Source organism: Stenotrophomonas sp. YJH_SMC_37, assembly GCF_059370035.1.
In genome coordinates, this window is the sequence record NZ_JCAFTG010000004.1 from 260,749 (window position 1) to 275,667 (window position 14,919).

General features: G+C 67.7%; 10 protein-coding genes. 6 read left to right on the forward strand and 4 right to left on the reverse strand.

Annotated elements, in window-relative coordinates; translation table 11 throughout:
• Window positions 1-44: 44 nt before the first annotated feature.
• A complete protein-coding gene (locus AC5P8J_RS08205) occupies window positions 45-920 on the reverse strand; it encodes a PhzF family phenazine biosynthesis protein (RefSeq protein WP_227853952.1) in 876 nt (291 codons plus the stop codon).
• Between the two features lie 75 nt (window positions 921-995).
• Between AC5P8J_RS08205 and AC5P8J_RS08210 the strand changes: the two genes are divergently transcribed.
• From AC5P8J_RS08210 to AC5P8J_RS08225, 4 genes are all read left to right on the forward strand, one after another.
• Window positions 996-3,590: a bifunctional aspartate kinase/diaminopimelate decarboxylase gene (locus AC5P8J_RS08210; RefSeq protein WP_021203041.1), complete on the forward strand. Its 2,595-nt coding sequence runs from the start codon at window positions 996-998 to the stop codon at window positions 3,588-3,590.
• A 76-nt stretch (window positions 3,591-3,666) separates the two neighbouring features.
• Window positions 3,667-5,019 (forward strand): UDP-N-acetyl-alpha-D-muramoyl-L-alanyl-L-glutamate epimerase, encoded by a 1,353-nt coding sequence (murL, locus tag AC5P8J_RS08215; RefSeq protein WP_111098231.1) that lies wholly within the window; start codon window positions 3,667-3,669, stop codon window positions 5,017-5,019.
• On the forward strand, window positions 5,000-6,409 hold the full coding sequence (gene murD, locus AC5P8J_RS08220; RefSeq protein WP_227853951.1) for a UDP-N-acetylmuramoyl-L-alanine--D-glutamate ligase: 1,410 nt from the start codon (window positions 5,000-5,002) through the stop codon (window positions 6,407-6,409). Before murL ends, murD begins: the two co-directional genes overlap by 20 nt.
• 95 nt (window positions 6,410-6,504) lie before the next feature.
• Window positions 6,505-7,038: a hypothetical protein gene (locus AC5P8J_RS08225; RefSeq protein WP_111101861.1), complete on the forward strand. Its 534-nt coding sequence runs from the start codon at window positions 6,505-6,507 to the stop codon at window positions 7,036-7,038.
• A 60-nt stretch (window positions 7,039-7,098) separates the two neighbouring features.
• On the opposite strand, the gene AC5P8J_RS08230 is transcribed toward AC5P8J_RS08225, so the two are convergent.
• Window positions 7,099-7,692: an SMI1/KNR4 family protein gene (locus AC5P8J_RS08230; RefSeq protein ID WP_227853950.1), complete on the reverse strand. Its 594-nt coding sequence runs from the start codon at window positions 7,690-7,692 to the stop codon at window positions 7,099-7,101.
• A 133-nt stretch (window positions 7,693-7,825) separates the two neighbouring features.
• Here AC5P8J_RS08230 and AC5P8J_RS08235 point away from each other — a divergent pair, with 133 nt between their 5' ends.
• Entirely contained in the window at window positions 7,826-8,617 is a 792-nt protein-coding gene (locus tag AC5P8J_RS08235; protein ID WP_155029096.1) for a dienelactone hydrolase family protein, read from the forward strand.
• A 288-nt stretch (window positions 8,618-8,905) separates the two neighbouring features.
• Here the strand turns inward: AC5P8J_RS08235 and AC5P8J_RS08240 are convergent, their stop codons facing one another.
• Entirely contained in the window at window positions 8,906-9,904 is a 999-nt protein-coding gene (locus AC5P8J_RS08240) for a polyprenyl synthetase family protein (RefSeq protein WP_049452246.1), read from the reverse strand.
• A 214-nt stretch (window positions 9,905-10,118) separates the two neighbouring features.
• Between AC5P8J_RS08240 and AC5P8J_RS08245 the strand changes: the two genes are divergently transcribed.
• Window positions 10,119-11,732, forward strand: a complete 1,614-nt coding sequence (locus AC5P8J_RS08245; protein ID WP_227853949.1) for an alpha-glucosidase family protein — start codon at window positions 10,119-10,121, stop codon at window positions 11,730-11,732.
• A 230-nt stretch (window positions 11,733-11,962) separates the two neighbouring features.
• Here AC5P8J_RS08245 and AC5P8J_RS08250 read toward each other — a convergent pair whose 3' ends face one another.
• Window positions 11,963-14,719 (reverse strand): TonB-dependent receptor, encoded by a 2,757-nt coding sequence (locus AC5P8J_RS08250; RefSeq protein WP_227853948.1) that lies wholly within the window; start codon window positions 14,717-14,719, stop codon window positions 11,963-11,965.
• Between the last annotated feature and the right edge of the window lie 200 nt (window positions 14,720-14,919).

Here is a 14,919-nt window from a genome sequence, read left to right on the forward strand (position 1 = left end):
CTGTGTCGGGGTGTGAGAAGAAGCAGCCGAGCGTGGGCTCGGCTCTACAGCCAACGGATCTGGCCGTCGATGACCGGCTGCACCTGGCCGCCGATCCACACCGTGCCCTGCGCGTCGACCTGCACCTGCACGCGGCCATCGCGGCCCACTTCGCGGCCCTGGCTGGCCACGTAGCGGCCCTCGCGGCCGGGCAGAGCATTCCGCTGCCGCAGCCAGGCGCCTATCAGCGCATTGGCACTGCCGGTCACTGGATCCTCGGGCACGGCGGGCGCATCAGCGGGGCAGAAGGCACGCACCACGCGGGTGTGGTCGGAGCTGGCCTCGTCGGCGAAGACGGCCAAGCCTGTAGCGTCGGTGGCGAGACTCCAGGCGGCCAGCGCGGCCATGTCCGGTGCCAGCCCGCGTACGGCGGCGGCGTCGCGTAGCGGCAACAGCCACCAGCGCGCGCCGTTGTCCCAGAGTTCGGGCACGTGCCCGTTGGCGGCGAGGGCCAGCAGTGTTTCGGGTGCTCCGTCCGCGGCCGTGTCCAGTTGCCGTGCCGGCGGGCTGGCCAGCTGGATCTCCAGTGCCTCGGCCGGGCCGCTCACCCGTACTGGCAGCAACCCTGCCACGCATTGCTGCAGCAGGGCGCCGTCGCGAGGCTGGGCCAAGCCGCAGCTCACCGCCGCCCAGGCCGCGCCGACGCTGGGGTGGCCGGCAAACGCCAGCTCGCGGGTCGGGGTGAAGATGCGGATGTGGTAATCGGCGCCGGGCGCGGTGGGGCGCAGGAAGAACACCGTCTCGGAGAGGTTCAGCCAGGTAGCCAGGGCCTGCATCTGGCGGCTGGAGAGCCCGTCGGCGTCCAGGATGGCGCCCAGCGGGTTGCCGGTGCCGGGGCGGGCGGCGAAGACATCGAGCTGCAGGTAACGGAGGACGGCCATCTACGGGGATATTGCGCTTAGAATCAAAGGTTCCGCCCCCGAGGGCGGCTTCCCCACATTCTACATAGCCAATCCATGTCAGCTTCCCCCCTTGTCGATCGTTGGATCGTACTGAAGTTCGGCGGCACTTCGGTGTCGCGTCGTCACCGCTGGGACACGATCGGGAAGCTGGCGAAAAAACGCGCGGAAGAGACCGGCTCGCGCGTGCTGGTGGTGGTATCGGCGCTGTCCGGGGTCACCAACGAACTGACCGCGATTGCCGACGGCGCGCCCGATAGCCGGGACCGCGTGGCAGCGCTGGTCGAACGCCATGAAGGCTTCCTGGCCGAACTCGGCCTGGGTCGCGAGGTGCTGGCCGAACGGCTGGCCGCGCTGCAGGGCCTGCTCGACGATGCGCGTGCAGCCACCCGTCCGCTCGACTGGCAGGCCGAAGTGCTGGGCCAGGGCGAGCTGCTGTCCTCCACCCTGGGCGCGGCCTACCTGCGCGCCTCGGGCCTGGACATGGGCTGGATGGATGCCCGCCAGTGGCTGGACGCGATGCCGCCGCAGCCGAACCAGAGCGACTGGTCGCAGCGCCTGTCGGTGAACTGCCAGTGGCGCGCCGACGCGGAATGGGTGCAGCGCTTCCGCGCGCAGCCGACCCGCCTGCTGATCACCCAGGGCTTCATTTCGCGGCACGCCGATGGCGGTACCGCCATCCTCGGCCGCGGTGGCTCGGATACCTCGGCGGCGTACTTCGGTGCGCTGCTCGGTGCCAGCCGCGTGGAGATCTGGACCGATGTGCCGGGCATGTTCAGTGCCAACCCGAAGGATGTGCCGGACGCGCGCCTGCTGACCCGCCTGGACTATTACGAGGCGCAGGAAATCGCCACCACCGGCGCCAAGGTGCTTCACCCGCGCTCGATCAAGCCGTGCCGCGATGCCGGCGTGCCGATGGCCATCCTCGATACCGAGCGCCCGGAACTGCCGGGCACCAGCATCGATGGCAGCGCCGCACCGGTGCCGGGGGTGAAGGCGATCAGCCGCCGCAACGGCATCGTGCTGGTGTCGATGGAAGGCATCGGCATGTGGCAGCAGGTCGGCTTCCTGGCCGATGTGTTCAACCTGTTCAAGAAGCACGGCCTGTCGGTGGACCTGATCGGTTCGGCCGAGACCAACGTCACCGTGTCGCTGGACCCGTCCGAGAACCTGGTCAACACCGATGTGCTGGCCGCGCTGTCGGCCGACCTGTCGCAGATCTGCAAGGTGAAGGTGATCGTGCCGTGCGCGGCGATCACCCTGGTGGGCCGCGGCATGCGCTCGCTGCTGCACAAGCTGTCGGACGTGTGGGCCACCTTCGGCCGCGAGCGCGTGCACATGATCTCGCAGTCGTCCAACGACCTGAACCTGACCTTCGTCATCGACGAGGCCGATGCCGATGGCCTGCTGCCGATCCTGCACGCCGAGCTGATCGACAGCGGCGCGATGCCGGTGGAGGAGACCGAAGTGTTCGGCCCGCGCTGGCGCGAGATTGCCGGCACCGTGCGCCCGCGCGGCACGCCGTGGTGGCGCGGCCAGCGTGCGCACCTGCTGCAGCTGGCCGATGCCGGTACGCCGCGCTACGTCTATCACCTGCCGACGGTGCGCGCCCGCGCCCGTGCACTGGCCGCAATCAAGCCGATCGACCAGCGCTACTACGCGATCAAGGCCAACAGCCACCCGGCCATCCTGCAGCTGCTGGAAGCCGAAGGCTTCGGCCTGGAGTGCGTGTCGCACGGCGAGCTGAAGCATGTGTTCCAGCACCTGCCGGAACTGTCGCCCAGGCGCGTGCTGTTCACCCCCAGCTTCTGCCCGCGCAGCGAGTACGAGGCGGCGTTCGCGCTGGGCGTGACCGTGACCGTCGACAACGTGGAAGCGCTGCAGCGCTGGCCGGACCTGTTCCGCAACCGCGAGCTGTGGCTGCGCGTCGATCTGGGCCGGGGCGAGGGCCACCACGCCAAGGTCCGTACCGGTGGCAAGGAGTCCAAGTTCGGCCTGCCGATCGCCCGCGTCGACGAGTTCGTGCGCGCGGCCACCGAACTGGGCAGCCGCGTGGTGGGCCTGCATGCGCACCTGGGCAGCGGCGTGGAAACCGCGCAGCACTGGCGCCTGATGTGCGATGAGCTGGCCGGTTTCGCCCGCCGCATCGGCAGCGTGCAGACCATCGATATCGGTGGCGGCCTGCCAATTCCGTACAGCGACGAAGACGAACCCTTCGACCTGGACGCCTGGGCCGAGGGCCTGGCCGAGGTCAAGGCGCTGCACCCGGCATTCCGCCTGGCGATCGAGCCGGGCCGCTACCTGGTGGCCGAATCGGGCGTGCTGCTGACCCATGCCACCCAGGTGGTGGAAAAGGACGGCGTGCGCCGTGTCGGCCTGGACGCCGGCATGAACGCACTGATGCGCCCGGCGCTGTACGACGCCTGGCATGACATCGAGAACCTCAGCCGCCAGGGCGGTTATGCCGAAGCGGCGTTCGATGTGGTCGGCCCGATCTGCGAATCCAGCGATGTGTTCGGCAAGCGCCGCAAGCTGCCGGTGTCCACCGCGCCGGACGACGTGATGCTGATCGCAGATGCCGGTGCCTACGGCTATGTGATGGCCAACACCTACAACCAGCGGATGTTGCCGCGCGAAGACGTGATCGAATGATCACCATGCGCGCCCTGCACCCGCCCACCGACACGCCCCGCGCCCTCGCGCGGGCCCGTGCCTGACCGGATACACCATGACTGCTTTCGACAAACACCAGGTTTCCCGCTTCCGCTTCGTCCGCTGCGACTTCGCAGCGGATACGGGCGTGGCCCGGCTGGTCTACGCCTTCGACGACGGCCCGGAGATGGTGGAAACCATCACCGTGCCCGGTGCCCCGTTCGCGCTGGACGAGGCGCGCGCCGCCGCCGTGCAGCGTGCGCTGCAGCTGCTGCACCTGATTGCCGGCGTCAGCTACTACAAGGCCGGCGTACCGGATACGGTCAGCATCGACAGTTACAGCATCGATGCCGATACCGCCGCACTGGTGGAGACCATTTACCTCAATGGCCTGGGCGAATTCGCCTACCGCAACGGCCTGAACCTGCGCGGCCGCTTCCGGTTGCCGGTGCAGGGCGAGGCCGTGCAGGCGCCGGCGCTGGGTCTGCGGTCGCACGCGCTGGTGGCCATCGGCGGCGGCAAGGATTCGCTGGTGAGCATCGAAGCGCTGCGCCGTGCCGGCGTGGACGAGACCGTGACCTGGATCGGTGGCTCGCAGCTGATCCGTGCGTGCGCCGAGCGCACCGGCCTGCCGACATTGAACCTGGGCCGCACGCTGGCGCCGGAACTGTTCGAGTTGAACCGCCAGGGCGCTTGGAACGGCCATATCCCGGTGACGGTGGTGAACTCGGCAATCATGGTGCTGGCCGCGTTGCTGCACGGCGTGGACCAGGTCGTGTTCTCCAACGAGCGTTCGGCCAGCTATGGCAGCCAGATTCCGGGCACCGGCGAAGTGAATCACCAGTGGTCCAAGGGCTGGGCCTGCGAGCAGGCGTTCGGCAGCCATGTGCGCAAGTACGTGGCGGCGGACCTGCAGTACTACTCGCTGCTGCGCCCGATGTCCGAGCTGGCGGTGGCCCGCCAGTTCGCCAAGACCGATTTCTACGACGCGCACTTCTCCAGCTGCAACCGCAATTTCCACATCCTCGGCGAGCGCCCGGTGAACCGCTGGTGCGGCGTCTGCCCGAAGTGCCATTTCGTCTTCCTGGCGCTGGCCCCGTTCATGCCCAAGACGCGCCTGGTGCGCATCTTTGGCCGCAACCTCCTGGACGATGCCGAACAGGCCGGTGGCTTCGACGCGCTGCTGGAATTCCAGGACCACAAGCCGTTCGAGTGCGTGGGCGAAGGCCGCGAATCGCGTGCGGCGATGGCGACCTTGGCGCAGCGCCCGGAATGGAAGGAAGACCTGTTGGTGAAGCGCTTCTGCAACGAGATCCAGCCGCAGCTGGATGCCGCCGAACTGGAACTGGTACCTCTGCTGCAGTTGCAGGGCGAGCACCGCGTTCCGGCTGCGCTGTGGGAACGGGTGCGTGAAGATTTCGAAGCTTGAAGGAAAGCGCGTCGCGCTGTGGGGCTGGGGCCGTGAGGGCCGCGCCGCGTTTGCGGTGCTGCGTGAGCGCCTGCCAACGCTTGGCCTGAGCCTGTTCTGCCCGGCCGCTGAAGCCGAAGCCGCGCGTGCGGAAACGCAGGGCGCGCTGCAGGTACTTGGCGAACCCTCGGCCGAAGCGCTGGCCGCGTTCGATGTGGTGATCAAGTCGCCCGGCATCAGCCCTTACCAGCCGATCGCGCTGGCGGCGGCAGAGCAGGGCACCACCTTCATCGGCGGCACCGCGCTGTGGTTCGCCGAACACGCGGCCGACGATGGCATCGTGCACGACACCGTGTGCGTGACCGGCACCAAGGGCAAGAGCACCACCACCGCGCTGGTCGCGCACCTGTTGCGCGCGGTCGGGCATCGCACCGGACTGGTCGGCAACATCGGCCTGCCGCTGCTGGAAGTGCTGGATCCGCAGCCCGCGCCCGAGTACTGGGCCGTCGAGCTGTCCAGCTACCAGACCGGTGAAGTGGCGCGCAGTGGCGCTCATCCGCAGGTGGCGGTGGTACTGAACCTGTTCCCGGAACACCTGGACTGGCACGGCAGCGAACAGCGTTACATCGAGGACAAGCTGCGGCTGGTGACTGAAGCTGCGCCGCGCATCTCCGTGCTCAATGCCGCAGATCCGCACCTGGCGGCACTGTCGCTGCCCGAGAGTGAGGTGGTCTGGTTCAACCAGCCGCAGGGCTGGCACATGCGGGGCGACATCGTGCATCGCGGTGAGCAGGCCGTGTTCGATACCCGCAACACGCCGCTGCCGGGCCGTCACAACCGCGGCAACCTGTGCGCGGTGCTGGCCGCGCTGGAAGCGCTGGGCCTGGATGCGGTGGCGCTGGCACCGGCGGTGCAGGATTTCCGCCCGCTGCCGAACCGCCTGCAGCGCATCGGCGTGGCCGATGGCCTGACCTACGTCAACGATTCGATCAGCACCACGCCGCACGCCAGCCTGGCCGCGCTGGAGTGCTTCGCCGGGCAGCGCATCGCGCTGCTGGTGGGCGGGCACGACCGTGGCCTGGACTGGACCGATTTCATGCAGCACATGGCCCACGACGTGCCACCGGTGGAGATCGTGACCATGGGCAGCAACGGCCCGCGCATCCATGCCATGCTGCAGCCGCTGGCCGATGCCGGCCGCTTCGGTCTGCACGCGGCGTCGGATCTGCCCGAGGCGATGGCCTTGGCGCGCGCCGCGCTGGGGGCGCAGGGCGGTGTGGTTCTGCTGTCGCCGGGCGCGCCAAGCTTTGGTGCCTACCGCGATTACGTGGCGCGTGGCCGCCATTTCGCCGAACTGGCCGGGTTTGACCCGGACAGCATCAGCGCGATTCCGGGGTTGGGCATCGCCTGATCCACCGGCCCGGGGTCGGATCCCTTTCCGCAGGAAAGGGCTCTGACCCCAGCGAGTTACCATCGGCGCATCCCCGGACGGACCCGGATACCCGCATGTGCACCTTCGTCACCCTGTTCCTGCCCACCTCGTGTGCGAACGTGAAAGCCGCCACGATCATGGAGCGGAGCGGCCGGCGCCTGTTCGTACAGGATTCGCCCAGCCTGCAGGCCGCGGTCGGGCCCGGCTGGCAGCCGTGGCTGAGCGCCGCGCACTGCGATTGCGGTACTGCGCTGGCCTCGTCGCGGGCCGAGCGGGAGTGGAAGGGCGATGCCGAGCGCTGGCGGAAGAAGGGCTGGAGCGAAGCCAAGATCGCCCGCGCGCTGGCCGAGCAGCGAGCGCGCCATGAACAGGATCAGCAGGTACGTCGCGATGAAGCTCTGGGGGATGCCGGCCAGTGGTTGCAGCGCATCGATGCCCTGCTGGCCGCAGGCGCGGCACGCGTCGGACTGCTGGTACGCGACTACGACGGTTCGGTCGGTGCCCGGCAGCCGAAGCCGCCGGAACGTCACTGGCCGCGGGGCCAGCTGGCCGCAGCGGATCTGCTGGCGTTCGAGCCGGGCACATTGAATTGGATCGAAGGCGGGTGAGGCCGTCATCCACGCATGGCGTGGATCTACTGTAGAGCCGAGCCCATGCTCGGCTGGATTTCAGTCCTCGTGCCGGATGAACGCGTAATCGCGATCAATCAGCTGCTGCAGGTACGCATCGAAGCTGGGTGCGATGATTATGTAGCTGTCCGGATCGTGCAGATAGCGCACCACCTGGCCGACGGTACCGCCCGGTGCCGGATCGAAATCCAGATACAGCATCGAGGTGCCACCGTTGTTCATGCAGTGCGAGAAACACAGCCGGCGGCTCATCGGCAGATCCGCATCGATGCCCTCGCCGAGAATCTCCGGCTCGTCATCCAGCCACTCTTCGTAGATGGAACGGATGCTGTCGTCCCACCGCTGCTGGTCCTCGAAGATCTGCGCGACCGATCGCAGGTAGTACGGATAGCCGCCGTCCTCGACATCCGAGCCGAGCATCAGCACGCAGACCTTGCCCGCGGGGTACTCCCGGTAGTGGGTGCCATCCACGCGCGACAGCAGTTCCACCAGGCTGCCCGGCACCTGCGGCCACTGCACATGCAGGCGCTGCAGGTCCTCGGCGCTGGCGCCCTGGACATGTGCCCACTGCGGGGCATCCTCGGCAGGCAAACGCGGGATCAGGCCAGACAGAAAGCGATCAACAAGATTCATGCGAAAAAAGGGGACGGAGGGGATTAAGTCGTATCCAACCACACCTGCGTCACGCCGCCAATGCAGAATGCGACGCGGGAGGGGCGTTTACGGCTTAATCCCCTCCGTCCCCTTTTTCTTGCGGAGCAGGCGCATGAATCGTTGGCGATGCGGTGTGGCGGTGATCCTGGGGCTGGCGGCGATGCCGGCGTGGGCGGCGATGAAGACGCAGCCGGTGGAGTGGAAACACCAGGGCACGACCTTCAGTGGCGTGCTGGTCTATGACGATGGCGAGCATGACCAGCGCCCCGGCCTGGTGATGGTGCCGAACTGGAAGGGTGTGAACGAGTCGGCAGTCGAGAAGGCCAAGCAACTGGCCGGCGACGACTACGTGGTGCTGGTGGCCGATGTCTATGGCAAGGACGTGCGGCCGAAGACCGATGCGGAGGCGGGGCCGGTGGCCAGCAAGCTGCGCAACGACCGGCCGCTGCTGCGCGCGCGTGCACTGGAAGCGGTGAACGTGCTCAAGGCGCAGGCCGGCAAGGTACCGCTGGATGCCAGCCGGATCGGTGCGGTCGGTTTCTGTTTCGGTGGCACCACGGTGCTGGAGCTGGCTCGTGCGGGCGCACCGTTGGCCGCTGTGGTCAGCCTGCACGGCGGGCTGGGTTCACCGCTGCCGGCGCAGGCCGGTGGCAGCCATCCGTCGGTGCTGGTGCTCAACGGCGCCGACGACAGGAGCGTGACCGCCGAGGACATCGCTGGCTTCCAGAAGGAAATGGACGCGGCCAAGGTCGATTGGGAGTTCACCAACTACAGCGGTGCGGTGCACTGCTTCGCCGAGCGCGACGCCAACAGCCCGCCGGGGTGCCAGTACAACGAGCGGGCGGCCAAGCGCGCATGGAAGGCGCTGGATGAGTTCTTCGAGGAGCGCTTCGAGAAACGTTGATTCGTGCAGCGGTAGTGCCGGCCGCTGGCCGGCAACCTCATGATGCTGCGGATGTCATCGGGAATGCCGGCCAGCGGCCGGCACTACCGATGCTTCAGTGCCGACCAACGGTCGGCACCTACCGATGCTTCAATGCCGGCCAGCGGCCGGCACCTACCGAGGCTTCAATGCCGGCCAGCGGCCGGCACTACCAGATGCGGTCAATGCGACCGTTTCAGTGCCGACCAACGGTCGGCACCCACCGGAATGCCGGTTTGGTACGTGCCGACCGTTGGTCGGCACTACCGGTCAATGCGAGCGCTGCACCGCGTAGCGGGCCAGGCCACGCAGGGCGGCCACGGCATCGTTGTCGCCCAGGCCATCGAGCGCGCGCTCGGCGGCTTCGGCATATTCCTCGGCACGCGCGCGGCTGTACTCCAGGCCGCCGGTGGCACGGATCGCGGCCAGCACTTCCGGCATCGCCGAGGCGTCGCCGTCCTGCACGATGGTGCGCAGGCGTTCGCGGGTAGCGTCGTCGGAGTGGGCCATCGCGTGGATCAGCGGCAGCGTGGCCTTGCCCTCGGCGAGGTCGTCGCCCAGGTTCTTGCCCAGCTCCTCGGCGTTGGCCGAGTAGTCCAGCACGTCGTCGGCAATCTGGAACGCGTAGCCCAGATGCATGCCGTAGTCGAACAGGGCCTGCTGGGTGGCTTCATCCACGCCGCTGGCCAGCGCGCCCAGGCGGGTACCGGCGGCGAACAGCACCGCGGTCTTGCGCTCGATCACGCGCAGGTAGGCGGCTTCGTCGGTATCCGGGTTGTGCACGTGCAGCAGCTGCAGCACCTCACCCTCGGCGATGCGGTTGGTGGCATCGGCCAGGATCTGCATCACCGACATGCGCTCCAGCTCGACCATCAGCTGGAAGCTGCGCGAGTACAGGAAGTCGCCGACCAGCACGCTCGGCGCGTTGCCCCACAGCGCGTTGGCGGTGCTGCGGCCGCGGCGCAGGCTGGATTCGTCCACCACGTCATCGTGCAGCAGGGTGGAGGTGTGGATGAACTCGATGATCGCCGCCAGCTGGTGGTGTTCCGGGCCGGCCTGGCCCACCGCGTGGCCGGCCAGCATCACCAGCATCGGGCGCAGGCGTTTGCCGCCGGCGGAAATGATGTGGTCGGCGATCTGGTTGATCAGCACGACGTCCGAAGACAGCCGGCGCCGGATCAGGGCGTCGACGGCGGCCATGTCGGCCGCGGCAAGCGACTGGATCTGGGGCAGGCCCAGGGCGGGACGGGTGTCTTCGGTGATGGTCATGCGATCAGGCTTTCAGGCTCACCACTGATTATAGGCGCTGGCCGTGAATTCGGGCGCAAACCGGTCCGCGCGGCAATTCCAGCCCGGCCTGCGCGGCCCTCCGCGTGAATACGTATGCAGGTTGCGCCATGCCCCGGAGGCCACCGCTAAGCTTGCCGGAACAGGATTTCGGCCCGCTTCCGGTGGGCCCTGCATGCCCGGAGGGGGGCTGTCGATGTCGCACTATCCATGGTGGCGCGGAGCCGTCATCTACCAGATCTACCCGCGCAGTTTCCTCGATGCCAACGGCGATGGGGTGGGCGACCTGCCGGGCATCATCGAGCGCCTGGACCACATTGCCGCGCTGGGCGTGGATGCGATCTGGATCTCGCCGTTCTTCAAGTCGCCGATGGCCGACTTCGGCTACGACATCGCCGACTACCGCGACGTCGACCCGCTGTTCGGCAGCCTGGACGACTTCGACCGCCTGCTGGCCAAGGCCCATGGCCTGGGCCTGAAGGTGATGATCGACCAGGTGCTGAGCCATACCTCGATCGAGCATGCCTGGTTCCGTGAGAGCCGCCAGGACCGCAGCAATCCGAAGGCGGACTGGTACGTCTGGGCCGACCCGCGCGAGGACGGCACCCCGCCCAACAACTGGCTGTCGCTGTTCGGCGGCTGTGCCTGGCAGTGGGAGCCGCGCCGCGAGCAGTACTACCTGCACAACTTCCTGGTCGACCAGCCGGACCTGAACTTCCACCACCCGGACGTGCAGCAGGCCACCCTGGACAACGTGCGCTTCTGGCTGGACCGCGGCGTGGACGGCTTCCGCCTGGACGCCATCAATTTCTGCTTCCACGATGCGCAGCTGCGTGACAACCCGCCCAAGCCGGCGGAGAAGCGGGTGGGGCGCGGCTTCAGCCCGGACAACCCGTACGCTTACCAGTACCACTACTACAACAACACCCAGCCAGAGAACCTGCCGTTCCTGGAGCGCCTGCGCGCGCTGTTGGATCAGTACCCGGGCGCGGTCAGCCTGGGCGAGATCTCCTCGGAGGACTCGCTGGCGACCACCGCCGAGTACACCCGCGAAGGCCGCCTGCACATGGGCTACAGCTTCGAGCTGCTGGTGGATGACTACAGCGCGGCCTACATCCGCGACACGGTCTCGCGGCTGGAAGCGGCGATGACCGAAGGCTGGCCGTGCTGGGCGGTTTCGAATCACGACGTGGAGCGGGCGGTCAGCCGTTGGGGCGGGCACCCGGCCGACCCGCGGCTGGCGCGGATGCTGGTGGCGCTGCTGTGCTCGCTGCGCGGCTCGGTGTGCCTGTACCAGGGCGAGGAGCTGGGCCTGGCCGAGGCCGAGGTGCCGTTCGAGGCCCTGCAGGACCCCTACGGCATCACCTTCTGGCCGAACTTCAAGGGCCGTGATGGCTGCCGCACGCCGATGCCGTGGACCGATGCGCCATTAGCCGGTTTCACCACCGGGCAGCCCTGGCTGCCGATCCCGGCCGAGCACCGCGCGGCGGCGGTGGCCGTGCAGGAGCGCGACCCGCATTCGGTGCTGGCGGCGTTCCGCGCGTTCCTGGCCTGGCGGCATACCCAGCCGGCGCTCCTGCACGGCAGCATCAGATTCCTTGAAAGCGCCGAGCCTGTGCTGCTGTTCGAGCGTATGCTTGCAGATGAAACCCTCCTGCTGGCCTTCAACCTGTCGGCCGAGGCGGTGACCCATCCGCTGCCGCCGGGGAACTGGCAGCAGGCGGCGGTACCGGGCCCGGATGCGGGCACGGTGCAGGGCAACGAACTCCAGCTGCCGCCGCGCGCGGTGTATTGCGCCCGACGCAGCTGACCGTTTTCTCCGGTGGCGGTACTTGCGGGGACGGGGCCGAAGCGCCCCGTCCCTTTTTTATGAGCGGCATGGCCGGGCGCCGGTCGGTGGCATGCCGGTGACCGGGCGAAAGAAAACCCGCTGCCTGCGCAGCGGGTTTCCGGTCCTGCTCCTGGCTTCCGTCGCCGGGCATGGCCCGGCGCTACCGATGGGGTGGTTGCCGGCCAGCGGCCGGCACTACCCGGCTGTGGTCAGAACTTGTAGTTCACGCCCAGCATGTAGGTGCGGCCCCATTCGATGTACTCCAGCGGGCGGTCCTTGCTGCCGGCGTAGGTGCGGTACGGCTCGTTGGTCAGGTTGCTGCCCTGCAGCAGCAGGGTCAGGCCACGCAGGGCGCTGCTGTCGCTGAAGGTGTAGCTGACCTGCGCATCGGTCACGTTTTCGCCGACGACATAGCGCAGGCTGCGGTTGCCGTTGAAGTTGCCGATCTCACCGATGAAGTCCGATCGGCGGCGCTGGCTGACGCGTGCTTCAAAACCGCTGCGCTCGTAATAGGCAGTGAAGTTGTACACGCGCTTGGACAGGCCCGGCAGGCTGATCGGGTCACTGCCCACGCTGGAGGCGCTCTCCGGATCCAGGATGGTGATGTCGCTCTTGTTGAAGGTCGCGCTGGCCTGCACGCCGAAGCCACGCAGGCTGTCGGTCAGCATCTCCAGCGGGAACGATGCGGTCAGCTCCAGGCCCTTCAGCGTGCCGCCCTTGCCGTTCTGCGGCGCGGAGAAGGTGCCGGTGGTCAGCACCGGTGCGGTCATGCCCGGCGGCGGCACGTAGCTGCCCAGCAGCGCGGTGAAGTCGTAGTTATCGACCGACTGGGTGTAGACGTAGCTCTTCAGGTCCTTGTAGAAGATCGCGGCGGCCACGTAGGCCTTCTCGCCGAAGTACTTCTCATAGGACAGGTCCAGCGCGGTGGCACGCCATGGGTCCAGCAGCGGATTGCCGCCGCTGCCGCCGGGGCGGCCGGTGCCGGTGTCCACGCCGAACTCCAGGCCGGCGCGCATCTGGTCCACACGTGGGCGTGCGACCTGCTTGGCGACGGCGAAGCGCAGCGTCTGCTGGTGCGGGAACAGGAAGGCCAGGTTCAGGCTCGGCAGCCAATCGTTGTAGGTGCGGCCGTTCGAGTACGGCTGCACGTTGTTGCCGGCCGACTGCGAGCTGTCCCAGTAGCGCGAATCCGAGCTCTGGTCGGTGTGCTGCATCTGCACGCCGATGTTGCCGCGCACGCCGACGTCGCCGATGTCGGCGTTGATGTTCAGGCGCGCCCAGGCGGTGGTGATCTTCTCCTGCACCGTCCACGACTTGGGAATCAGGTAGTCCAGGTTGTCGACCGGGTTGAAGGTCATGTAGCGGCCGACCGCGGCCGGGACGTTCCAGGCCGGGATGGTGCCGAGGCCGGCGAAGCCGAGGTTGACCGGGCGATACTGCAGGTCCGAGGCGATGTTGGCATCGCCCTGCGCACCCAGCAGGATGTTGCCTTCGGACTGGGTCTTCACCTTGCGGCGGTCGGCGTAGTTCACGCCGATGTCGATGTCCGGCGCCCACGACGCGATGGCATCGGGCAGCGCGATGGTGGCGGCCAGCTTGCCACCCTTCAGGCGGTCTTCCACCTGCGGCACCTTGCCGTAGCCGGAGCCGTAGATGGTGTTGGTCAGGAACAGCGCATCGGGATTGGAGTAGTTCAGGCCCGGGCTGATCTGCGAGAAGCCGTTCTGGCGGATCGACACGCCGACCGTATCCAGCTGTGGCATCGGGGTCAGCTGCAGGTTGTTTTCCAGGTTCAGCTCATCGCGCGTGGCCTTGGAGTAGTTCAGGTCGGCGACCAGCTTGACGCCGCCGAAGTTGAACTCGTTGTTCCAGCCGAACGCATCGATCTTGTCCTTGCGCTTGTTGTACATGCCGCGCACCAGCGGATACACGCCGCTGGCGGTGCCGCCGGTGAACGAACCATTGGCGTTGACCTGCGGGTTGCTGACCAGCAGGCCAGGGGTGTAGTTGCCGTTGTAGTTGCTGAGGTTCAGCTCGAACTGGTTGGCGGTGTCGATCTGCTCGGCTTCGGTGTGGAACGCATCGAAGGTGCTGGTCCAGCTGTTGTTCGGCCGGAACTGGATCGTGGCCATCACGCCGTCGCGCTTGTTGTTGCCGGTGCGGCGCAGCGCCTTGATGCCATCGGAGAAGTAGGTGCCGGCACCCACGCCCGGACGGTCGCCCTTGTCGGTGTGCTCGGTGGTCCACGGTTCGTACAGGCCGACCTGGTTCTCCTGGATCGGCATGTCGCTGTGCGCATAGCCGATGGCGATGCCCAGGGTCTTGTCCAGGAACTGGTCGATGTAGCTGGCGCTGAAGCGGTTGCCGTACGGATCGGTGTTGGCGGCGCGGCCCAGGGAGCTCTTCTGGTAGCGGCCGCTGACCGCGATCACGCGCTCGCCGAAGCTGAGCGGGCGTGCGGTCTGCATGTCGATGGTGCCCGACAGGCCCTGGCCGACCAGCGCCGCGTCCGGGGTCTTGTACACCGTCACGCCGTTGACCAGCTCGGACGGGTACTGGTCGAACTCGACGCCGCGGTTGTCGCCGGTGCTGACCACTTCGCGGCCGTTGAGCAGGGTGGTGGCGAAGTCCGGCGACAGGCCGCGCACGCTGATCACTTGCGCACGGCCCGCCACGCGCTGCGCGGCCAGGCCGGGCAGGCGCGAGATGGACTCGGCGATGCTGACGTCGGGCAGCTTGCCGATGTCTTCGGCGGAGATCGCTTCGACCACCGAGGTGGCGTCCTGCTTGACCGCGATCGCGCTCTCGATGCCGCGGCGGATGCCGGTGACCTGCACCGTATCCAGGTTGGTGGCGGCGGTGCCGGCCGGCGTGGTGGTGCTCTGCGTGGACTGTGCCGACGCCAGCGTCGGCGCCAGGACAACGGCCAGCGCGATGCTCAGCGCGCTGCGCTTGTGGTTCAACATTTTCCCCTCCCAGGCAATGTTGCAGATCGATTTGTGAGCGTTCCGGCGGGGCCGTGAACGTGCGACGCGGTGGCCGCTGTCGTCGCCGCTATGGTAGGCAGCGCGTTCTTCGCGGGAATCACCCTGCATACGTATTCAATGGCGTCTGCAGGGATGTAATCGCTTTCAAGTGTCTCGTTCTGTAGAGCCGAGCCCATGCT